Origin of the sequence: Consotaella aegiceratis, assembly GCF_036541425.1 — a bacterium.
Taxonomy (GTDB): domain Bacteria; phylum Pseudomonadota; class Alphaproteobacteria; order Rhizobiales; family Rhizobiaceae; genus Consotaella; species Consotaella aegiceratis.
The window spans coordinates 227,496-249,031 of sequence record NZ_JAZHFT010000001.1 but is presented as its reverse complement, the minus strand read 5'-3'; the positions used below and the strand labels follow the sequence as shown (position 1 = coordinate 249,031).

Below are 21,536 nucleotides of genomic sequence, written 5' to 3'. Positions count from 1 at the left end.
GGCCGCCTGAGGGCTTCAGCCATGGGCGGTCGGGATGCTGGCGTCGCGCCCTCTTTTCGATCTTTCTTTTGTGCCGCGTCCGTCCTGGCGCGGCCGACGACATGGCTGACCACCGATGAACGATACCGCCGAGACCGTCGACTATTCGAAAACGCTGTACCTGCCGCAGACGGATTTTCCGATGCGCGCCGGGCTGCCCAAGAAGGAGCCCGAGCTTGTCGCCCGCTGGCAGGAGATGGGCCTCTACAAGAAGCTGCGCGAGGCGGCCAGGGACCGGCCGTCCTATGTGCTGCACGACGGGCCGCCCTATGCCAACGGCAACATCCATATCGGCCACGCGCTCAACAAGATCCTGAAGGACGTCATCACCCGTTCCTTCCAGATGCGCGGGTACGATGCCAACTACGTGCCCGGCTGGGACTGTCACGGCCTGCCGATCGAGTGGAAGATCGAGGAAGAGTACCGCGCCAAGGGCAAGAACAAGGACGAGGTACCGGTCAACGAGTTCCGCCAGGAGTGCCGCGACTTCGCCGCCCACTGGATCGCGGTCCAGTCGGAGGAGTTCAAGCGTCTCGGGATCGAGGGCGACTTCGACCACCCCTATACGACGATGAATTTCCACGCCGAGGCGCGGATCGCCGGCGAGCTGTTGAAGTTCGCCATGTCGGACCAGCTCTATCGCGGTTCCAAGCCAGTGATGTGGTCGGTGGTCGAGCGCACCGCGCTGGCGGAAGCCGAGGTCGAATATCAGGACTACGAGTCCGACACGATCTGGGTGAAGTTTCCGGTTCGGGAGGCTCGAAACACGAGCACGTCCACGAGCGACGGTATGCTTTCGCGAGAAGACAAGCTCGAGCTTCTGCATTCGTCGTCGATCGTCATCTGGACGACGACGCCCTGGACGATCCCCGGCAACCGCGCCATCGCCTATTCTGACCGGATCACTTACGGCCTCTACGAGGTGGCGGCGGCCGAAAACGACTTCGGCCCGCAGCCGGGCGAGAAGCTCATCTTTGCGGATGCCCTGGCGGCGGAGAGCTTCGCCAAGGCGAAGCTTGAATACAAGCGTTTGCACAACGTTTCGGCTGCCGAGCTTGCCGGAATCTATTGCGACCACCCGCTCAAGGGCCTCGGCGGCGGCTACGACTTCCCCGTGCCGCTGATCGTCGGCGAGCATGTCACCGACGATGCCGGCACGGGTTTCGTCCATACCGCGCCGAGCCATGGCCGCGAGGACTTCGACGCGTGGATGGACAACGCCCGCGAGTTGGAAGCGCGCGGCGTGCCGACCGCCATCCCGTTCCCGGTCGACGATGCCGGCTTCTACACCAAGGACGCGCCGGGCTTCGGGCCGGATCGCGAGGGTGGGCCGGCGCGCGTCCTCGACGACAAGGGCAAGAAGGGCGATGCCAACAAGGCCGTCATCGAGGCGCTGATCGCCGACGACAAGCTGTTCGCGCGCGGCCGGCTGAAGCACACCTATCCGCATTCCTGGCGTTCCAAGAAGCCGGTGATCTTCCGCAACACGCCGCAGTGGTTCGTCCACATGGACAAGCAACTGTCTGACGACATGATCACGCTGGCTGGTGGAAACAGGCTGTACGACTCGCTTCGTCATAGAGCTCTGAAGGCGATCGACGAGACGCGCTTCGTGCCGAAGGCCGGTCAGACCCGGCTGCGGGCGATGATAGAGGATCGGCCGGACTGGGTGCTGTCGCGTCAGCGCGCCTGGGGTGTGCCGATCTGCGTCTTTGCCGACGCCGACGGCAATATCCTGAAGGACGAGGACGTGAACAAGCGCGTTCTGGAAGCCTTCGAGGCGGAGGGCGCGGATGCCTGGTTCGCCGAGGGCGCGCGCGAGCGCTTCCTCGGGTCGAAGGCGAACGAGCCGTGGATCCAGGTCAAGGACATCCTCGACGTCTGGTTCGATTCCGGCTCCACCCATGTCTTCACGCTGGAGGACCGGCCCGACCTCAAATGGCCGGCCGACGTCTATCTGGAAGGCTCCGACCAGCATCGCGGCTGGTTCCATTCCTCGCTCCTCGAAAGTTGCGGCACGCGCGGCCGCGCGCCCTACAACGCGGTCGTCACCCACGGCTTCACCATGGCCGAGGACGGCCGCAAGATGTCGAAGTCGCTCGGCAACCAGGTGTTTCCGCAGGACGTGATGAAGGAATCGGGCGCCGACATCCTGCGCCTCTGGGTGATGAACACCGACTACTGGGAGGATCAGCGTCTCGGCAAGACGATCATCCAGACCAATGTCGATGCCTATCGCAAGCTCCGCAACACCATCCGCTGGATGCTCGGCACGCTCGCCCACGACCAGGGCGAGATGGTGGCCCACGCCGACATGCCGGAGCTGGAGCGGCTGATGCTGCATCGCATCGCCGAGCTCGACCGCGTCGTCACCAAGGGCTACGACGAGTTCGACTTCAAGCGCATCGCGCGGACCCTGCTCGACTTCATGGTGGTCGAGCTGTCGGCCTTCTATTTCGATATCCGCAAGGACGCGCTCTATTGCGATCCGCCGTCGTCGACGCGGCGCAAGGCGGCGCTCCAGGTGGTGCGCACCCTGTTCGACCATCTGGTGACGTGGCTCGCCCCGATGCTGCCCTTCACCATGGAGGAGGCGTGGCTGTCGCGCTATCCGGACGCGGTCTCCGTGCACCTCGAACAGTTCCGTGCGATCGACCCGGCATGGCACGATTCGGTGCTGGCCGAGCGCTGGCAGAAGCTGAAGCGAGTGCGCCGCGTCGTCATGGGCGCGCTGGAAGAGGAGCGTCGGGAAAAGCGCATCGGCGCCTCGCTGGAGGCCGCGCCGATCGTCTTCATCGACGATGCGGAACTGCGCGCGCTGGCGACGTCGGTCGACTTTGCCGAAATCGCCATCGTGAGCGGCATCGAGATCGTCGGCGGACCGGCGCCGGACACCGCCTTCAGCCTGGACGACACGGCCGGCGTCTCGGTGGTGCCGGAGTTAGCCAAGGGCCGCAAATGCGCGCGCTCCTGGAAGATCTCGGAAGAGGTCGGCAGCGATCCGGACTATCCGAACGTGACGCCGCGCGATGCCCAGGCGCTGCGCGAATTGCAGGCCGCGGGCGCGTGATCTGACGGCGGTGCGTCGAAGCAGGATGACCGGGCCTCCGGTCGTCTTGCTTCGCTGTTCGGCGTGGCCTAGAAGAAACGCCTGGAATTTGCCAAGTTTGCATGGCAGGGCGGGCATTGCCGGCTAGGATCGGCAAAGTTTGTCCGTTTTCATCGGCGAGGGGGCCGACAACATGGTTTTGCGACGGGTTCATCCCACCGCTCGTTTGCTGGGCGTGGCCTCCGCTGGTGTGCTGGTCGCCGGCTGCATGGGGCCGACCTACGGCACGGATAAGCCGGTCGGAACGCAGTTGGTCGAGGATGTGACCGATCTGGTCTCTCTGGGTTCCACCAATAAAGAGAAGATCGACTACAAGCCGCGGCCGGAGTTGGTGAAACCCGCCGATACCTCCGTGCTGCCGCCACCGGCTCAGCAGGTGGAAGTGGCCTCCAATCCCGATTGGCCGGAATCGCCGGATCAGCGACGGGCCCGCATCCAGGCGGCGGCTTATGCCGGCGATCCGGACCAGCCCGTGCCCGCCCACTACATGGCCGCAACAGGCGAAGGTCCTCAGCCCACTCTCACGCGGGAGGAACAAGAGGACAGGAAACGGTTCAACGAGGGAGATCCTCTGTCGCCCGACCAACTGAAGAGCGGCGGAGCGGAATTCCAAAAGCGTATTCAGGAAATGCGCCAGGGCAGCGCGACCGAGCGCAAATATCTGAGCGAGCCGCCCACCACCTATCGCCAGCCCGCGGCGAGCGCCCCGGTTGGCGATCCTGGTGTCGACGAGGACGTCAAGGCAGCGGAGCGGAAGGCAGGTGGCAAGGAAACGCTTGGCACCAAGTTGAAGAAGCTCTGGCCGCTCTGATCCGAGGCCGAACGCCGGCATCGTCCGGACGGACCCGCTGCTTGAACTGATGATCCCTGAAAGAGCGGGCTTTTCGGATTGATGGCGCGGTCGCGCTGCACTGGTTCTAGTCGCGGCGGGCGGCAAAGAAGTCGCGCAGCAGCTCGGCCGCATCGGTCTCGGCGATTCCGGAATAGACGTCCGGGCGATGGTGACAGGTCGGCTGTGCGTAGAATCGGGCGCCGTGCTCGACGCCGCCCCCTTTCGGATCGCCGGTCCCGTAGTAGAGCCGGCGGATACGCGCGAACGAGATCGCCGCGGCGCACATGGCGCAGGGCTCGAGCGTGACGTAAAGATCGCAATCGACGAGACGCTCCTGCGCGAGTGTCGCGCAGGCACTGCGGATCGCCAGGATCTCGGCATGGGCCGTCGGATCGTTGCGCGTCCGGGTTTCGTTTCCGGCGCGGGCGACGACCACGTCGTCCTTGACCACGACGGCGCCGACCGGGATCTCGGAGCGGCCGGCGGCGGCCCGCGCCTCGGCCAGCGCCAGATCCATGAAATTAACTCGAGCCATCCGCGGCCTCTCGCCCGTTGTTCCATCACCTGATAATGAGCGCGCGAGCAAAGGCAAAGAGTCATGAACGACAAGACCAGAGATGACCGCGGCGGCAAACCGCGCGGCCGCGGCGACCGTGGATCGGGTTCGTCCGGCGGCGGCGCGCGCAAGCCCTTCCGCCCCAAGGCTTCGCGCTCCGACGCATCGGGGGAATCCAAGCCGTTCAAGCCGAGAAGCTACGGCATGCTGTCCCATGGTGGCGCCGAGGCTCGCGGCGACGGCAAACCGAAAAGCTATGGCCGGGTGGCGGCCAAGGCCTCCGATGGGGGCAAGCCGCGCACCCTCGGCGATGAGGCCGCGCGTGGCCGCTCGGGCGGTGCCGCCTTCGGCAAGCGTCGCGAACGATCGGAGGAGCGGCCCCGCGCCGGCGAGCGCTCGGAACGCACGCCGGGGAACGGTCGTCGGGACGAAGGCGGCCGCTCGCGCGGGTTCGAAGGCCGTGGGCGCGACGATCGCCGCTCGGAGCCCGGTGAGCGTGTCCCGAAATCCGCTCCGAGGACATCGAGACCGCCGCGCCGGGTGGAAGCCGAAGCCGAAGATGCGGCCGGAATGCGCATCGCCAAGCGACTTGCGCGCGCCGGTATCGCCTCGCGCCGCGATGCCGAGGGCATGATCGCCGACGGCCGGGTGAAAGTGAACGGCAAAGTGCTCGACACCCCGGCCGTCACCGTGACCGCCGCCGACCGCATCGAGATCGACGGCGCGCCGCTGCCGGCGATCGAGCGCACGCGACTGTGGCTCTTCCACAAGCCGGCCGGCTTGGTGACGACCAACCGCGATCCCGAGGGCCGGCCGACGGTGTTCGGGCGGCTGCCCAAGGACATGCCGCGCGTTCTGTCCGTGGGCCGCCTCGATATCAACACCGAAGGGCTGTTGCTGCTTACCAATGATGGCGGTCTCGCGCGGACGCTGGAGCTGCCGGCCACCGGCTGGCTGCGCCGCTACCGGGTGCGGGCGCACGGGACGGTCAAGCAGGCCCAGCTCGACGAGCTGCGCCAGGGCATCGCCATCGACGGTGTCTTCTATGGCGCGGTGGAGGCGGCACTGGAGCGCGAACAGGGTTCCAACGTCTGGCTGTCGGTCGGCCTGCGAGAAGGCAAGAACCGCGAGGTCAAACGCATCCTCGGCCATCTCGGCCTGGAGGTGAACCGGCTGATCCGCGTGTCGTTCGGTCCGTTCCAGCTGGCGGACCTGGAAGAGGGGGCGGTGCGCGAGATCAAGGGCCGCACCCTGCGCGATCAGCTCGGCGAGCGGCTGATCGAGGAATCGGGCGCCGATTTCGACGCGCCCGTCACCACGCCGTTCTCCAACAAGGCGGTCGCGACCGACAAGACCGCGGACGCCGCCAATCCGCCCAAGAGCCGAAGCGAGTGGATCAGCTCGTCTGAAGGGGCGACGACGGGAAGCCGCGGCAAGCCGGACCGGCCCGAACGGCCCAACAAGAAGCGCTTCGGCGAGGAAAAGCGCACCAAGGCGCTGGAGCGGCTCGACACCAAGCCGGGCCGTGGCCGGTTCGGTGATCGGCGCGAGGCGGACGACCAGGCCGATCGCCCCTCGGCGCCCAAGCGGCCGGGTCCCGGCCGCCGCCACGCCAATGTCTGGATGGCGCCCGGCGCCCGTCCCGGCGGCGGCGGCAAGCGCCCGCGCCCCCAGGAGCCGGCGGGCGAAGGCCAGGGCCGCTCCGCCGATGCGCCGCGCTCGGCACCGAAGGGCCGTTCCGCCTCGCAGCGACCGGAGCGGCGCGACGACGCCCGCGGACCGAAGGGCGATCGCCCGACGACCCGAGGTCCCCGGCGCCCTCGTTCGCAGGACTGAGGCGGCATGCGGATCGTCGGTGGCGCGCTTCGTGGCCGGACGCTGGCGGGGCCGAAATCCGACCGGATCCGCCCCACTACGGACCGCAATCGCGAGAGCCTGTTCAACATTCTCGCGCACGGCCTCGACTTCGATCTCGACGGCCGGCGCGTGCTCGACCTGTTTTCGGGAACGGGTGCGCTTGGGCTCGAGGCACTGTCGCGGGGGAGCCGCTTCTGCCTGTTCGTCGAGGAAGGCGTCGAGGGGCGGGGGCTGCTGCGCACCAATATCGAAGCGTTCGGGCTGCAGGGCCGCACCAAGATCTTCCGCCGCGACGCGGCCCGTCTCGGCGTCGTCGGCACCATGGAGCCCTTCGACCTGCTCTTCGCCGATCCGCCCTATGGCAAGGGTCTCGGTGACGCCGCGCTGGCGAGCGCCGCCGATGGCGGCTGGCTCAAGCCGGACGCGCTCTGCGTCGTCGAGGAGGCCGCCGACGCGGCGTTTCAGGTTCCGGCCGGCTTCCGCCTCGTCGACGAGCGCCGGATGGGCGACAGCGTCCTGCGCTTCCTTCGCCTGCAATAACGTCACAATCGCGGCCTAACCAAATGGTAAGTGGCGCGATGCCCGAAGGTCGGACTATGTAGGCGATCGCCTGCCAGCCGGCCCGCAGACGTTATCAAGGAGCCCTCTCGACGATGATCAGCCTCGTCCGCCGCGCCCGTCTCTGCCTTCTCGCCACTGCGCTGGCCACCGGCACCTTGGCACCGGCGGCCTGGGCCGAACAACCGGTCCCCAAGGCCCAGGGCGAGGTGGTGTCCTCGTCCGAGGCTCAGGCCCAGAAGAAGGTCGAGGCCAAGCAGTCCCAGATCGACAGCTTCACGCTCGACAACGGGCTTCAGGTGGTCGTCATTCCCGACCACCGGGCGCCGATCGTCACCCACATGATCTGGTACAAGGTCGGTGCAGCCGACGAACAGCCGGGTGTGTCCGGCATCGCCCACTTCCTCGAGCATCTGATGTTCAAGGGCACCGAGAAGCATCCCGAAGGCGAGTTCAGTCAGGCCGTGGCCGATATCGGCGGCCAGGAGAACGCCTTCACCACCCAGGACTATACCGCGTTCTTCCAGCAGGTCGCTGCCGACCAGCTGGAAATGGTCATGGGCTTCGAGGCAGACCGGATGGAGAATCTCGTTCTGTCGGACGAACAGGTCCTGCCCGAGCGCGACGTCATCCTGGAGGAGCGGCGGATGCGCACCGACAACGATCCCGGCGCCCAGCTCTCCGAGTCGGTCCAGGCCACGCTGTTCGAGAACAGCCCTTATGGAATTCCGGTCATCGGCTGGCGCAACGAGATGGAACAGCTGTCGCGCGAGGACGCCATCGAGTTCTATGACAAGTACTATACGCCCAACAATGCCACGCTGATCGTCGCTGGCGACGTCACATCCGACGAGGTGCGCAAGCTGGCAGAGGCGACCTACGGCATGGTGCCGCGCCGCGCCGATCCGGGCCAGCGCGTCCGGCCGCAGGAGCCCGAGCCGCTTACGGCACGCACCGTGACGCTGACCGATGCGCGCGTCACGCAGCCCAGCCTGCAGCGCGCTTATCTCGTCCCTTCGGATGGCAATGCCGAGAGCGGCGAGGCCGAAGCGCTCGACGTGCTGGCCGATATCCTGGGCGGCGGCACCACCAGCCGCTTCTATCGCTCGCTGATCGTGGATCAGGCGATCGCGGCGGGTGCCGGCACCTACTATGCCGGAACGGCGCTGGATGACGGCCAGTTCATCATCTACGGCACCCCTCGGGGCGATGCGACCCTCGACCAGATCGAGGCCGCACTCGACGCCGAAATCGCCAAGGTCGTCAAGGACGGCATCACCGAGGACGAGCTGGAACGCGCCAAGAACCACGTGCGCAAGGGCGTGATCTACGAGCGCGACAACCAGGCGGCCATGGCTCGGCGCTATGGCGCTGCCCTGTCCACCGGTCGCAGCATCGAAGATGTGGAGACGTGGCCGGACCGGATCGAGGCGGTGACCGTCGACCAGGTCAACGCCGTCGCCCGCAAATATCTGAAGCCCGAGCGCTCGGTGACCGGGTACCTGAAGCCCGAGCCCGGCGCCGGACGGCCGGCGGCCGAAGGTCCGGCCGCGGCGCCGGTGATTGGTCCCGACAGCCCGTCCTGACGGATATGACCGTCTGCTTTTCCGCCTTGCTTCTCAACCCTGGCAATGAGCCGAGACGCCTGACCCGGCCTTTCCACTCATCGAGAGACCGCATGACCCTGATCCCGCGATCGTTCGCCCATCCCATCGCTGCCCTGTTTCTGACGCTCGGCGCGAGTCTTCTCTCGCTCGGGCCGGCCGAGGCCGTCGACATTCAGGAGGTCACCAGTCCGGGCGGCATCAAGGCCTATCTCGTGGAGGACTACACCAATCCCCTGATTGCGGTGAAATTCGCCTTCAAGGGCGCCGGCTCCACCCTCGACGCGGACGGCAAGGCGGGAACCGGCAACCTCCTGTCGGGACTTCTCGACGAGGGCGCAGGCGACATCAAGAGCCAGGAGTTCCAGTCGAAGCTCGACGAACTCGGCATCAATTTGAGCTTTGACGCCACGTCCGACGCCTTCATGGGCAATTTCCAGACCCTCGTCGAAAACGAGGACGAGGCCTTCGACCTGCTGACGCTGGCGCTCAACCAACCCCGTTTCGACGAGGAGCCGGTCGCGCGGATCCGGGGGCAGATTGCCACCGGCATCATCGCCGACGAGAACGATCCTCACGAAAAGGCCGGGCGGGCCTTCCGCGAGGCGGTGTTTCCGGGCCACCCCTATTCGCGGCCGTCGGAGGGCACCGTCCAATCGCTGAACGCCGTGACCGTCGATGACCTGCGCGCCTATCGGCAAAAGGGCTTTGCCAAGGACAACCTCTATATCGGAGTGGTCGGCGCGATCGACAGCGAGACGCTCGGCCGGAAGCTCGATCAGGTCTTCGGTCCGCTGGCCGACAAGGCCGATCTCCCGGCCGTCAAGGACGTCGATCCCGTCATGGGCAAGACGATCAATGTCGAGCTCGACGTGCCGCAGACGAGCCTGCAATTCGCTCTGCCGGGCGTCATGCGCGACGATCCCGACTTCTTCGCCGCCTATCTGATGAACCAGATCTTCGGTGGCGGAACCTTCACCTCGCATCTCTATCAGGAGGTTCGCGAGAAGCGCGGTCTGGCCTACGGCATCTCCTCGTTCCTGGCCGCCTTCGATCATTCCGCCATGATCGGCATCTCCACGGCGACCCGCGCCGACGCCGCCGCCGAAAGCGAAAAGATCATTCGCGACGAGATCAAGAAGATGGCCGATCAGGGGCCGACGCAGGAGGAGCTGGACAAGGCCAAAGCCTACGTCAAAGGCGCCTATGCCGTGAACAATCTCGACTCCTCCCTGTCGATCGCCTCCACCCTGGTGGGCATCCAGCTCGACGGTCTCGGCATCGACTATATCGACCGGCGTGGCGGCCTGATCGACGCGGTGACGCTCGACGACGTCAAGCGGATGGCCAAGCAGCTGTTCTCGGCCGATCCCACCGTCGTGACCGTAGGGCCGGCCGGAAGCTGACAAACTGGCTGGTATGAGTGCTGATCCAATCGCCTTGGCCCTTGGCGGCGGCGGGGCCCGCGGCCTGGCCCACATCCATGTCCTGGAGGCGCTGGACGATCTCGGGGTAAAGCCGACGGCGATCGCCGGCTCCTCGATCGGCGCCATCATCGGCGCAGCCTATGCTGCGGGCATGAGCGGGGCCGAGATCCGAGATTATGCGCTCGCCAACCTTACCAGCGGCCAGATCGCCAGCAGGCTGTGGCGCACGCGTCCGCCGAATTTTTCCGAATTCTTCGCCGATGGCGGCTTCCGCCTGGGCCAGCTCAACGCCAAGCGCGTGCTCACGGCCTTTCTGCCAGGCCGGGTCCCTGCTTCCTTCGAGGATCTGACGATCCCCCTGATCGTGGTCGCGACCGATTTCTATGCCGGCCGGGAATGCGCCATCGATACGGGCGACCTGATGGTGGCGCTTGCGGCTTCGGCGGGGATACCCGCGCTGTTCCGGCCAGTGTCGCGCGAGGGCGCGATCCTGATCGACGGCGGCATCACCAATCCGCTGCCCTTCGATCTTCTGCAGGACAAGGCCGATTTCGTCGTCGCAGTGGACGTCACGGGCGGTCCGGAGGGCGACCCCGGTCAGATCCCGACGCCGCTCGACGCCATGTTCGGCGCCTCGCAATTGATGATGCAGTCGATCATCGAGACCAAGCTGAAGATTCGGCCCCCCGATCTGCTGGTGCGTCCGGCCGTCTCGGGCTTCGGGGTGCTGGATTTCTTCAAGGCGCCGACCATTCTCGCCGCAACCCAGTCAGCCCGCGAGGAGGTCAAGCGCGCCGTTGCGGCGCGGCTGGAGACGATCGACGGCGCCTGAGCCCGGTTTCCGTTCCAGGGGCCGACCATGCAATAAGGCCCGGCAGGCTGACAGCCGACCGGGCCTTCTTGCAATTCCTTCGAGCGAAAGGCCCGGCCGGCGCGACCGGGCCCCGTCGCGATCGGGACTCAGCCCGCCTGCAGCGGCGAGATCGCGATCTCGACGCGGCGGTTCTGGGCGCGGCCGGCCTCGGACCCGTTGTCGGCGATCGGCTGGCTCTCGCCGAAGCCCTGGACGTTGAAGCGCTGCGGGTTCAGGCCCTGGCCGGTCAGGTACTGCGCGACCGACGAGGCGCGGCGCTGCGACAGGGCGAAATTGTAGGCGTCGGAACCCTGGCTGTCGGTGTGGCCGGCGACGTCGACGATGGTCTTGTCGAACTTGCGCAGCACGATCGCCACCGAATTCAGCGTCGGATAGAATTCCGGCCGGATGCTGTCGCCGTCGGTCGGGAAGGTGATGTTGGACGGCATGTTGAGGATGATGCGGTCGCCGACGCGCGTGACCGAGACGCCGGTGCCCTGGAGCTGGCGGCGCAGCTCGGCCTCCTGGTTGTCCATGTAGGCGCCGATGCCGGCGCCGCCGATGGCGCCGATGCCGGCGCCGACCAGCGCGGCCTTGCCCGCGTCCTGACCCGTCGCCCGGCCGACGAGATAGCCGCCCAGCGCGCCGACGCCGGCGCCGATGCCGGCGCCGCCCGCCGTGTTGGAGAGCTTCTGCTCGCCGGTATAGGGATCGGTGGTGCAGCCCGCTAACGCAGCGGACAGCGCAAGAGCAAGCGCGATCTTCTTCATGCTTTCAATCCAGCCCTTTGGTCGTCGGCCCTTCAGCTTGGCCGTTAGTTGATTCGTATGAGCGGATAAAGGCCACAATTGGCCGGATTGAGGCGATTTCCGGTCCCGGTCGCCTGCCGCGGGTCCACCCTGCCTTCCGCTCGCCGGGCCGAAGAGTCGCCGTCCAATTTCATGTTGCATTGCACCATGATTGCACCATGATGCGGTCGACTTCGCGCAAGTCTCGCCTGCCGGCGCCGCCACATCCTTGCAAAGGTTGATCTTTTGGAAAATTCACCGCCCGACCGCTATGTCTCGTTCAAGGGCATCGATTGCGACGCCAATGCTCGCGCCGTGATCGAGCGCGTGCTGATGCACATCGAGGACCCGGAAAAATCGAACGCCTATTGGGAGCAGTTCAAGGCGAAACTCGAAAAGGCGCAGGATGCGGCGAACCGTCAGGCCGACGAGCTCTGCCTCCTCTGCGCCGCCGTTTCCACCATGACCGAACTGTTCGAGGAGCACGAGGACGAAGAGGGCCTGGCGATCCTGCACAAGCTCGAAGTGGAGTGCTGCTGACGGCGAAAAGCAGGATGCGCCCAGCGCAGCCGCGTGTGGCTGAGCGGCCAGATCGAGTGGTGGATAGACGTGCCGGAACCGACCAGGAAAATGTGCCAACTGTCACGCTGAACCGAGAGCGAATGTGAGGCGGCCTCGGTCGCTCGCGGCCGTGGCGGGTTACCCCGGCGCCAGTCCCTCGATGAAGCCCTCGATCCATCCGCCGACGAAGTCGGGGCAATCCCAGTGCGGCACATGGCTGCCCATTGGCACCAGCCCCAGTGCCGCTCCGTCGATTCGGCCCGCGAGCGCGACCGTTTCCTCGCGCGGAACCAGATGATCGGCGTCTCCACCGATAACGAGGGCCGGGCAGCGGATGTCGTCGGTCCGCTCGCCGGGGTAGTTGCCGGCAGAAGTATCGCGCCACATTGCGACCAACCACTCGAAGAAAGCGTCGAAGTCGGCGTTGGGATTCAGCCGCTCGTAAGCCGCGACCATCTCGGGAAAGCGGGCTCGCCAAAGCGCGGCTGTCAGTGGTTGGTAGATTTCGCGCATGATTTCTTCGCCCGGCGCGTCGCCATGGGCAGCGATGGTGATGAGCCCGGCCAACTCGATTCTGTCGCGGGCGGCGACATGGATCCCGGTGATGCCGCCGTCGCTGTGCCCGACGATGATCGGACGTTTCGGTTCGAGCGCTGCGATCACCGCTTCGGTATCAGAGGCGAGACGCGGATAGCTTAACGGCTGCTGCGTACGTGTCGATGCGCCGTGGCCCCGGCTGTCGAGCAGGATGCAGCGATAGTGGGAAAACCGTTCGATCAGCGGGTCCCAGTCGTCGAGGCTGCCTGCCCCGCCATGCAGGAACAGCACGGGACGACCCCAAGGATCTCCGCATTGCTGAACGTACAGACGCACGCCGTCGATGGCGATCGTCGTTCCCCCACGGTGCATCGGAAACCTCCTGTCGCGTGGATATCGGCGGCTGGCAATCGTTTCTCGCATTGGACAACGATTCAGCCCTAGAGAGGAGTGCCTCTCAGCCGAGGAGATTCGACACTCAGCGGTCTTCATTCGGCCGACCGCCGATGTCTTTGCGCTGGGCGAATAGCGTCCGGCGCCCTTGCGGGCGCCGAATCGGCGATGACGAATGCCAGTCGCCTCAGGCCGCCTTGCGGCCCTTGAGCAGCCCGCGATTGACCAGCAGCTCGGCGATCTGGACGGTGTTGAGCGCCGCGCCCTTGCGCAGATTGTCCGAGACGACCCACATGGACAGGCCGTTGTCGATCGTCTGGTCCTCGCGGATGCGGCTGATATAGGTCGCGTCCTCGCCGGCCGCCTCGTAGGGCGTGACGTAGCCGCCGTTCTCGCGCTTGTCGACGACCAGACAGCCTGGCGCCTCGCGCAGGATCTCGCGCGCCTCGTCGGCCGTGATCGGCTTTTCGAACTCGATGTTGACGGCCTCGCCGTGGCTGATGAAGACCGGCACGCGCACGGCGGTGCAGGTGACCTTGATCTTCGGATCGAGGATCTTCTTGGTCTCGGCCATCACCTTCCACTCCTCCTTGGTCGAGCCGTCTTCCATGAAGACGTCGATATGGGGGATGACGTTGAAGGCGATACGCTTGGTGAACTTCTTGGCCTCGATCGGATCGGCGACGAAGACCGCGCGGCTCTGCTCGAAGAGCTCGTCCATGGCTTCCTTGCCGGCACCGGACACCGACTGATAGGTCGAGACCACGACGCGCTTGATCGTCGCCGCCTCGTGCAGCGGCTTCAGCGCCACCACGAGCTGCGCCGTGGAGCAGTTCGGGTTGGCGATGATGTTCTTCTTGGTGAAGCCCACGACGGCGTCGGCGTTCACCTCCGGCACGATCAGCGGCACGTCCTGGTCGTAGCGCCAGGCCGACGAATTGTCGATGACGACGCAGCCCTGCGCGCCGATCTTCGGGGCCCACTCCTTGGAGACCGAGCCGCCGGCCGACATGACGCAGATGTCGGTATCGGAAAAGTCGTAGCTCTCGAGCGCCTTCACCTTCAGCGTCTTGTCGCCGAAAGAGACCTCCTTGCCCTGGCTGCGGCGCGACGCGAGCGCCACCACCTCGTCGGCCGGAAAGCCGCGCTCCTCCAGGATGGAGAGCATTTCACGGCCGACATTGCCGGTCGCCCCGGCAACAGCGATCTTGTAACCCATTTGGAAACCCCGTCCTCAGCTCCCCGACTGGACCTTGACACACGCTCGTCGTCCCACCCCGGGGGAGACAAGCGGGGTGGACGCGGGTCAGGTCGTCGTTTTCGTCGAGAAGCGCGTGAACATGCGCCGTTCTATGCGGCGGGGACACGAAAAAGTCAAACGGCGCGTTCCGGAAAAGGAGCGCTGCAAAATGCCGCGTGCCGGTCCTGCGGCCTGTCAGGAGGACGGTGTACCGAAGGCGGAACCGTCGAAAATGGCGGACGTCCGGCTTGGACACCCGCCACTCATAGCCCGCCCGGACGCAGCTCGCCTATTCGCGCGCCGTGTGCGAATGCGATTCCTGCTTGAACCAGGCGCGGTGCTTGTGCTCGTCGGTGAGCGCCTTCTTGAAGACGTCGATCGCCGCGGCGTCTGCCACGGTGTTCGTCGAGGCATTCTCGTAGGCCGCGACGGTGTCGTCCTCGTTGGTCGCCATGGCCTTCATGATGTTCTGCTCGCCCATCATGGAGGCGAGCGCCACCTTGCCGGTCGTCAGATACTGCTTCAGGTCGCCCTCGGTGGGCGGCTCGACGCCGAGACGCTGCGCCAGCGCGGTCAGTTCCACGACGTGGCGCATATGGTCGCTTTTGAACTCGCTCACCTGATCCTTGTAGATGGCGCTGTCCAGGCGTTCGATCGTCGACTCGTAGGCGGCGATCGCATCATGCTCCAGGGTGAGCAGGTTCTGCACCAGCTCGCCGAAGTCCGACTCCGTCCCGATTTTCGTCGCCATGATCCTGTCCCTTTCCTTCCATTCTTCGGGGTTTGCTTCGCTAAGCTGATGAACCCCGCGCATGCGTCCCGGTTCCGCCTCGGCCGGTGCAAGCGATTAGCCGGGAACGGGACGCCGGCTCGACCGGTCGGGGGCCGCATCGCGGACCGATCGACGGTCGCATCAGGCGATGCGCGGCGCTGCCGATCGCTCGAATTGTCGGCATCCCGCTAGCGCTCTTTTCACCAGCTTGTCACGGCATGGGCCGATCGTTCGAATTGTCGGCATTGCGGCAGACGCGAGTTAGGTGCCTTCCGCCTATCCTTCGGCTACGGTCAGGAGGTGTCTGTATGGCAGTCGAGAACGTGGTTGGTGAATCGCGTTTGGCGGAACTGCTCGGCGCGGTGCAACGGCGCAGAGACGACGAGCAATCGCAGGATCAGCGTGATGCGGCCCATTCGCGGGCCCATGCCGAGGCGGAGCGTATTCGCCGGGCCATAGGGGAGGACAACCCGCACGGCGGGGCTCCGCCGGCTCCGGCGGGCACGATCCTGCCGCCCGGAAAGGCGCGCCCCGAGGGCCGGGACCCACAGCAGCGCTTCGACTCCCTGTTCCTGGCGGACTTGCCGCTGCCGGAGCCGGGCGACCGGTTCATGGTCGGCAGGGGTATGGCGATGAGCGCCTACCGTACGATCCTCGATGACGCGTCGGAGCATCGTCGGGTCTCGGTGGAGATCCTGCCGCCGCTGCAGCCGGGCCTCGACGATCTACCCTCCTATCGCCAGGAGGACCCCGAGGATGCGGTCGACGAGAATGCGGTGGAGGCGGATTTCGAGCTGGAGGCGGATTTCGACCCAACATTACTCTTCAACACCGATGCGAGCTTCGAGGACGATGCCGCGTTCGATCCGTCGTCTCTGCTGGATGCAGAGGCCGACGAGGCCGAAGACGAGAACGCGTTCGATCCGCAATCGCTGTTCGAAGGCGATGCCAGCTTCGACACCGAACCCGACTTCGATCCCGCCTCGCTGCTGGCCGATGCCGCCGGAGAGGAGGATAGTGACGAGGAAGAGGAGTTTGATCCTTCCTCCCTGCTCGACGGTGACGTGAGCTTCGAGAGCGACACCGATTTCGATCCCTCGTTGCTGCTCGATGGCGGCTTGGCCGAGGAGATGTCCGAGGCGACGGAGGAGGACGAAGCGGATTTCGATCCATCCTCGCTGTTCGAAGCGGCGGCGAGCTCCGACGATGATGGCGAGTTCGATCCGGCTTCGCTCCTGGCGGAGGTCTCGGAAGACGACGAGGCCGCCGACTTCGATCCCGCGTTGCTGCTGGCCGATGCCGCTGACGACGTCGAGGCCGACGAGGAGGCGGAGGACGTCGACCTCTCATCGGTGCTCGACGGGGACGTGAGCTTCGACGACGATACCGCGTTCGACCCGTCGTCTCTGCTGGACGCCGGCTCCGACGGGGCTGAGGAAGCCGAAGAGGACGCAGACTTCGACCCGGCTTCGCTCCTGGCCGCGGCGGCGGATGATGATGAGGCGGACGATTTCGACCCGGCAGCGCTGCTCGCACAGTTCGCGTCCGAGGACGACAACGAAGACAAATAATCCCGGAGCCGGCGTGGCCGGCTCGTCAGGAACGATGCTTCAGACGCCCGTCGCCTAAAAGCGGCGGGCGTAGGCTTTGGCGACGGCGTCACCCATTTCGGCGGTCGAGACGGCCGGTCCGCCGGCCGCGATGTCCGCGGTGCGCAGGCCGCTTTCGAGAACCTCGGCGATCGCCGCCTCGAGCCGGTCGGCCTCCTCGACCATCGCGAAGGAATAGCGCAGGCACATGGCCAGCGAGGCGATCATCGCGATCGGGTTGGCGACGCCGCGGCCGGCGATGTCGGGCGCCGAGCCGTGCACGGGCTCATAGAGCGCCTTGCGGGTCTTCGTCGTCGGGTCCACCGCGCCGAGCGAGGCCGACGGCAGCATGCCGAGGGAGCCGGTCAGCATCGCCGCAATGTCGGAGAGGATGTCGCCGAAAAGATTGTCGGTCAGGATGACGTCGAACTGTTTGGGCCGGCGCACGATCTGCATGCCGCCGGCATCGGCCAGCATGTGGTCGAGCGCGACGTCGGCGTATTCGTCGCGGTGGATGCGGCTCACCACCTCGTTCCACAGGACGCCGGTCAACATGACGTTGCGCTTTTCCATCGAGGTGACGGTCTGGCGCCGCGTCCTGGCGAGATCGAAGGCGACGCGGGCGATGCGCTCGATTTCATAGGTCTCGTAGACCTGGGTGTCGATGCCGCGCTTCTGTCCGTTGCCGAGATCGACGATCTCCTTCGGCTCGCCGAAATAGACGCCGCCGGTCAGTTCGCGCACGATCAGGATATCGAGGCCGTCGACCAGCTCGCGCTTCAGCGACGAGGATTCGGCCAGCGCCGGATAGCAGATGGCGGGGCGCAGATTGGCGAACAGGCCGAGATCCTTGCGCAGGCGCAACAAGCCGGCTTCCGGACGCATCTCATAGGGCACGTCGGCCCATTTCGGTCCGCCGACGGCCGCCATCAGAACGGCATCCGCCTTGAGCGCCAGCGCCATGTCGGCCTCGGAGATCGCCTGTCCATGGGCATCGTAGGCGGCCCCGCCGACCAGGCCCCGCTCGATCTCGAGCCCGGCGCCGCGCTCGTTCAGGAGCGGGATCAGCTTTTCGACCTCGGCCATCACCTCCGGGCCGATGCCGTCACCGGGAAGAAGCAGAAGCGTGCGGGTCATGGCGATCTCTCCATTGCGGTCGCCTGCTTGCTAGCGCCGCCACGCCGAGGCTGCAAGAGCGCAGCGCCCGCTAGACCGCTTGAATCGGCCCCTGGCCGACGACCGGCCCGGTCGGCGCGCCGGTGGGCGAACCGCCGGGCGGCTCGATCGAGATCGCCAGCGCAGCCGCCGCGTTGGAAGGTGCCGACGCGATCGCCTGCGGCAGAGCGATGCGAAGCGGCGCGTCGGGTGCCAGAACGCCCATGGAGACCGGCTCGCCGCCCTCGGGAATGAACCAGAGCTCCAGCGCCTGGCCCGAGGCAAAAGGAGCATTCACCGGCACGAGCGTCGCGGTTCCGGCGCCGCGATCGATCACCGCCGTATAGAGCGCGGTGCCGTTGTCGGATTCGATCTCGGCCGTCTGCAGGATCGTCGGAGCGGCCGGTTCGGGCATCTGCAGGAAGACGACCGCCAGCAGAACGAGGCTCGCCAGCGCGACGCCGAGCGATCCGAAGCTCAGCCATTTCCAGAATCTCGCGCCGCTGGAGCGGATGACGACGGGAGCCGGAGCGAGCTGCGGGCGCGGGGCGGGGAGTTGCTCCGCGATCGCAGCCCACGTGCCTTCCGGCGGCGCGACAGGAGGCACGGCGTCGCCCAGGCGGCCGAACCGGTCTTCCCAGGCGAGGATCTCGGCCGCGAGGACAGGATCCCCGTCGCGCCGCTGCTCGACGCGCCGCCGCTCGGGCGCGCTCAGCAGGCCGAGAACATATTCGGCCGCGAGCGTGCTGTCGTCGGGCGTATCGGTAGGGGTACCACTCATGACTCGAGACACCCTTTGAGCTTGATCAGGGCCCGGCGGATGACGCTCTTTATCGTACCGAGCGGCATCGCGGCCCGGTTCGCCAGCTCCTGATAGGTGAGCCCGCCGAAATAGGCTGCACCGATCGAGATCCGGGCTCGCTGATCGAGGCTTTTGAGACAGTCGTGGAGACGCTCGGTCTCCTGGGCGTGCTGGAGCCCGGCGAGCGGATCGGGCGAATCGTCACCGATCTGGTCGGCGTCCTCGATCGGCCGGCCATGGCCCCTTGCACCGAGCGAACGCAGCCGGTCGATGGCGCGGTTGCGGGCGATGGTCGCAAGCCATGTGATGGGGCTGGCCCGTGACGGATCGAAGCTGCCGGCCTTGTTCCAGATCGTCAGATAGACCTCCTGCAGGACGTCCTCCGCCTCTTCGCGATCAGGCAGCACGCGCACGCAGATGCCGAAGAGCTTTGCCGATGTGCGCTCGTAGAGCGCGCGCAAAGCTGCGCGATCCCCGTTGGCGATCTTTCGAAGCAGGCTGACCAGTTCCGCGCGGGATGAACTCTGAGACACAAGCGGGTTTCCGAAGCATTGGCGCATGGAGGAAAGCCGTTCGGTCAAGAATCGTTTCAGAAAAAGTCGTCGATATTTTTTTGGAAGAGCGCTGCATCCGACGGGGAAAAGCCTCCGTATCTGCTGCCGACCCCTCCCAACGGAGGCTCAAACGGAAGGAGACCCATCATGCCGAAGATGTCGAAGACGATCATGACGTTCGCCGCCGCATGCAGCCTGTCCATCGGCGCCCTGGCCGCCACCGGCAGCGCGTCCGCGCAGGATTCCATGATGGTCGGCGGCGCGCCGATGTACGCCAACAAGACGATCGCCGAAAACGCGCCGAATGCCGACAACCTGACGACGCTGGTCGCCACGGTCAAAGCCGCCGGCCTGGTCGATACCCTGAACGGCGAAGGTCCTTTCACCGTCTTTGCGCCGACCAATAGCGCCTTCGACAAGTTGCCGGCCGGCACCGTCGACAAGGTGATGATGCCCGAGAACAAGGAGATGCTGACCGGCATCCTGACCTACCACGTCGTTCCCGGCACCTATACGGCCAAGAAGCTGATGGATGAGGTGAAGATGAACGGCGAGATGCACCTCACTACTGTCGAGGGATCGCCCATCACGGTCAAGATGGATGGCGACAAGCTCGTAGTCATCGACGAATCCGGCGGCGGCGCCGTCATCCAGACGCCCGACGTGATGCAGAAGAACGGCGTCGTGCACGTCATCGACAGCGTCCTGATGCCCAAGATGGGCTGACCCGGCCGGCCGCGCGGGTGCCCGACGGCAATCGGATCGGGGACCCGGCGGACGACAAGATGGGCCACCATGAACCGCCCGCCCTCTCATGGTCGGCTCCGATCGGCCGGCGAGCCCTTCGGACCCGCCGCTCTCCCTTCGAGCGGCGGGCCTCGCACATCGGCAGGTACGGCCCGCCGCTGCCGTCAATCGGGCGTTAAGCCGATTCCCGTAGCCTTTCCGGACGATTGGAGGAAAGGCGATGGCGATCGGCGGCGTTGGGCCCGGGCTGAACACCTTTCAGATGCTGGCGGCCCTCAAGGAGGGCAAGGCGGTCGACATCATGCGCGACGGCCGCGCGATCGCTCGTGCCCGCCCCGATCAGGAAACGCTGAAAGCGCGCAAGGCCAGAGGCGCATCCATCGTCGAAATCGATCCGCTCGACGAAGAGCCCGCCGTCGAAGCGCCGAAGCCGGTGACGAGGCGTGAGCCGCGACCCGGGCGGGGGTTCGGCCGTCTGCGTTTCGACGCCCTGTTCTACGCTGACTTCCCCATGCTCGATCATGGCCTGCCGACCAAGCTTGACGAGCGCGAGGCCGAATATGCCTATCGCGCCGCCCTGAAGGACATGGGAAAGCTTTAGCGGCCGGAAACCCGGTTCCAATCGTCCCCGCCGCCGGCCGACGATCCGCTTTACGCGCGGTTGCCGGACGCTAGGTGGCGGGGTGTTGCGAGGTCTCGACGTCGGTCCACCGGATCGATCGGGTCGGCATACTCGCCGGCGGAGAAATCGGTCCGATGCGCGTACCCTCCATCCGACGTTCGCCCGAGGGCGAGCCGATCGAACCATCCTCCGAACTCCGCCGTTCTCGCGAACCAGAGAGGCCCGATCGCGATCCGCGCGCGGCTTCTTATCTGAAGTCGATCTGGATCGCCTATGCGCTGCACCTTTTGGGAGGTGGAGGCTATCTGGGGCTTCACCGCTTCTATCTGGGCTACCATCGCTCGGCCAAGTTGCAGCTCGGGCTGAGTGCTGCGACTTTCGTCCTGGCCTTTGCGTCCGTCCCGACCGGCCTTCGCTCGCTGCTGATCGTCCCTGCCGTGACCTGGTACGTGCTCGACCTGTTTCTGATTCCAGGGTTGCTGAGGGAGCGAAACGCGGCCATTCGGCAATCCTTGGAAACCGCCGATCGATGACCTTCGCTCGAATCTCCGGCCTCAATCACATCACGCTCGCCGTCAGCGATCTCGAACGTGCGGTCGCCTTCTATCGCGACGTCCTGGGCTGCGCGTTGCGCGCGCGATGGGAGGAGGGCGCCTATCTGGAGGCCGGGCCGCTGTGGCTGTGCCTATCGGTCGACGAGGCGGCGCGCCGCGAGCCGCATCCCGACTATACCCACATTGCCTTCACGGTGGAACCGGATGCATTCGAGGCGTTGGGCGAGCGCATTTGCCGGAGGGCCGAACTCTGGAAGGACAACCGCAGCGAGGGCGATTCCCTCTATTTCCTCGACCCGGACGGGCATAAGCTGGAGTTGCATGTGGGCTCGCTCGCTTCGCGGCTCGCCCACTACCGCGCTCATCCCCGGCCAGGGCGCGAGATCT

The 21,536-nt window shown here is 66.1% G+C and carries 20 protein-coding genes and 1 pseudogene; 13 read left to right on the top strand and 8 right to left on the bottom strand.

Features of this window, described 5'->3' with window-relative positions:
* Positions 1-115 precede the first annotated feature (115 nt).
* Positions 116-3,109, top strand: a complete 2,994-nt coding sequence (ileS, locus tag SMD10_RS01140; RefSeq protein WP_331683786.1) for an isoleucine--tRNA ligase — start codon at positions 116-118, stop codon at positions 3,107-3,109.
* 139 nt (positions 3,110-3,248) lie between these two features.
* Entirely contained in the window at positions 3,249-3,959 is a 711-nt protein-coding gene (locus SMD10_RS01135; protein WP_331683785.1) for a hypothetical protein, read from the top strand.
* A gap of 106 nt (positions 3,960-4,065) precedes the next feature.
* On the opposite strand, the gene SMD10_RS01130 is transcribed toward SMD10_RS01135, so the two are convergent.
* Positions 4,066-4,515 (bottom strand): nucleoside deaminase, encoded by a 450-nt coding sequence (locus SMD10_RS01130; protein ID WP_331683784.1) that lies wholly within the window; start codon positions 4,513-4,515, stop codon positions 4,066-4,068.
* A 63-nt stretch (positions 4,516-4,578) separates the two neighbouring features.
* Between SMD10_RS01130 and SMD10_RS01125 the strand changes: the two genes are divergently transcribed.
* From SMD10_RS01125 to SMD10_RS01105, 5 genes are all read left to right on the top strand, one after another.
* On the top strand, positions 4,579-6,372 hold the full coding sequence (locus SMD10_RS01125; RefSeq protein WP_331683783.1) for a pseudouridine synthase: 1,794 nt from the start codon (positions 4,579-4,581) through the stop codon (positions 6,370-6,372).
* 6 nt (positions 6,373-6,378) lie between these two features.
* Positions 6,379-6,933 (top strand): 16S rRNA (guanine(966)-N(2))-methyltransferase RsmD, encoded by a 555-nt coding sequence (gene rsmD / locus SMD10_RS01120; RefSeq protein WP_331683782.1) that lies wholly within the window; start codon positions 6,379-6,381, stop codon positions 6,931-6,933.
* Between the two features lie 113 nt (positions 6,934-7,046).
* Entirely contained in the window at positions 7,047-8,537 is a 1,491-nt protein-coding gene (locus SMD10_RS01115; RefSeq protein ID WP_331683781.1) for a M16 family metallopeptidase, read from the top strand.
* Positions 8,538-8,629: 92 nt separating this feature from the next.
* The gene (locus tag SMD10_RS01110; protein WP_331683780.1) at positions 8,630-9,961 is read left to right on the top strand and encodes a M16 family metallopeptidase; all 1,332 of its coding nucleotides are present in this window, start codon (positions 8,630-8,632) and stop codon (positions 9,959-9,961) included.
* A gap of 13 nt (positions 9,962-9,974) precedes the next feature.
* Positions 9,975-10,814: a patatin-like phospholipase family protein gene (locus SMD10_RS01105; protein WP_331683779.1), complete on the top strand. Its 840-nt coding sequence runs from the start codon at positions 9,975-9,977 to the stop codon at positions 10,812-10,814.
* Between the two features lie 128 nt (positions 10,815-10,942).
* Here the strand turns inward: SMD10_RS01105 and SMD10_RS01100 are convergent, their stop codons facing one another.
* A complete protein-coding gene (locus tag SMD10_RS01100) occupies positions 10,943-11,605 on the bottom strand; it encodes a YiaD family glycine zipper/OmpA-like lipoprotein (protein ID WP_331683778.1) in 663 nt (220 codons plus the stop codon).
* Between the two features lie 264 nt (positions 11,606-11,869).
* On the opposite strand from SMD10_RS01100, the gene cowN reads away from it, so the two are divergent.
* Entirely contained in the window at positions 11,870-12,163 is a 294-nt protein-coding gene (gene cowN, locus SMD10_RS01095; RefSeq protein WP_331683777.1) for a N(2)-fixation sustaining protein CowN, read from the top strand.
* A 159-nt stretch (positions 12,164-12,322) separates the two neighbouring features.
* Here cowN and SMD10_RS01090 read toward each other — a convergent pair whose 3' ends face one another.
* The 3 genes from SMD10_RS01090 to SMD10_RS01080 all read right to left on the bottom strand — a co-directional run bounded on the left by SMD10_RS01090 (position 12,323) and on the right by SMD10_RS01080 (position 15,105).
* On the bottom strand, positions 12,323-13,213 hold the full coding sequence (locus SMD10_RS01090) for an alpha/beta fold hydrolase (RefSeq protein WP_331683776.1): 891 nt from the start codon (positions 13,211-13,213) through the stop codon (positions 12,323-12,325).
* A gap of 88 nt (positions 13,214-13,301) precedes the next feature.
* Positions 13,302-14,333: an aspartate-semialdehyde dehydrogenase gene (locus tag SMD10_RS01085; RefSeq protein ID WP_331683775.1), complete on the bottom strand. Its 1,032-nt coding sequence runs from the start codon at positions 14,331-14,333 to the stop codon at positions 13,302-13,304.
* Positions 14,334-14,643: 310 nt separating this feature from the next.
* Positions 14,644-15,105, bottom strand: a complete 462-nt coding sequence (locus tag SMD10_RS01080; protein WP_331683774.1) for a ferritin-like domain-containing protein — start codon at positions 15,103-15,105, stop codon at positions 14,644-14,646.
* 329 nt (positions 15,106-15,434) lie between these two features.
* On the opposite strand from SMD10_RS01080, the gene SMD10_RS01075 reads away from it, so the two are divergent.
* Complete coding sequence (locus SMD10_RS01075; RefSeq protein ID WP_331683773.1) at positions 15,435-16,697, top strand: hypothetical protein; 1,263 nt, start codon at positions 15,435-15,437, stop codon at positions 16,695-16,697.
* 54 nt (positions 16,698-16,751) lie between these two features.
* Here the strand turns inward: SMD10_RS01075 and leuB are convergent, their stop codons facing one another.
* The 3 genes from leuB to SMD10_RS01060 form a co-directional block, all read right to left on the bottom strand.
* Positions 16,752-17,852 carry a 3-isopropylmalate dehydrogenase gene (gene leuB, locus SMD10_RS01070; protein ID WP_331683772.1) on the bottom strand — a complete coding sequence of 367 codons (1,101 nt, stop codon included), beginning with the start codon at positions 17,850-17,852 and terminating at the stop codon, positions 16,752-16,754.
* Between the two features lie 70 nt (positions 17,853-17,922).
* Positions 17,923-18,651: an anti-sigma factor gene (locus SMD10_RS01065; RefSeq protein WP_331683771.1), complete on the bottom strand. Its 729-nt coding sequence runs from the start codon at positions 18,649-18,651 to the stop codon at positions 17,923-17,925.
* Complete coding sequence (locus tag SMD10_RS01060; RefSeq protein ID WP_331683770.1) at positions 18,648-19,205, bottom strand: sigma-70 family RNA polymerase sigma factor; 558 nt, start codon at positions 19,203-19,205, stop codon at positions 18,648-18,650. The genes SMD10_RS01065 and SMD10_RS01060 overlap by 4 nt, the downstream gene beginning before the upstream one ends.
* A gap of 177 nt (positions 19,206-19,382) precedes the next feature.
* Here SMD10_RS01060 and SMD10_RS01055 point away from each other — a divergent pair, with 177 nt between their 5' ends.
* From SMD10_RS01055 to SMD10_RS01040, 4 genes and pseudogenes are all read left to right on the top strand, one after another.
* Entirely contained in the window at positions 19,383-19,952 is a 570-nt protein-coding gene (locus tag SMD10_RS01055; protein ID WP_432757152.1) for a fasciclin domain-containing protein, read from the top strand.
* Positions 19,953-20,193: 241 nt separating this feature from the next.
* Positions 20,194-20,574 (top strand): hypothetical protein, encoded by a 381-nt coding sequence (locus tag SMD10_RS01050; RefSeq protein ID WP_331683768.1) that lies wholly within the window; start codon positions 20,194-20,196, stop codon positions 20,572-20,574.
* Between the two features lie 155 nt (positions 20,575-20,729).
* Positions 20,730-21,128: an NINE protein gene (locus SMD10_RS01045; protein ID WP_331683767.1), complete on the top strand. Its 399-nt coding sequence runs from the start codon at positions 20,730-20,732 to the stop codon at positions 21,126-21,128.
* Positions 21,125-21,526: pseudogene (locus SMD10_RS01040) on the top strand (fosfomycin resistance glutathione transferase); the annotation flags it as partial. The gene SMD10_RS01045 and the pseudogene SMD10_RS01040, both read left to right, overlap by 4 nt.
* Between the last annotated feature and the right edge of the window lie 10 nt (positions 21,527-21,536).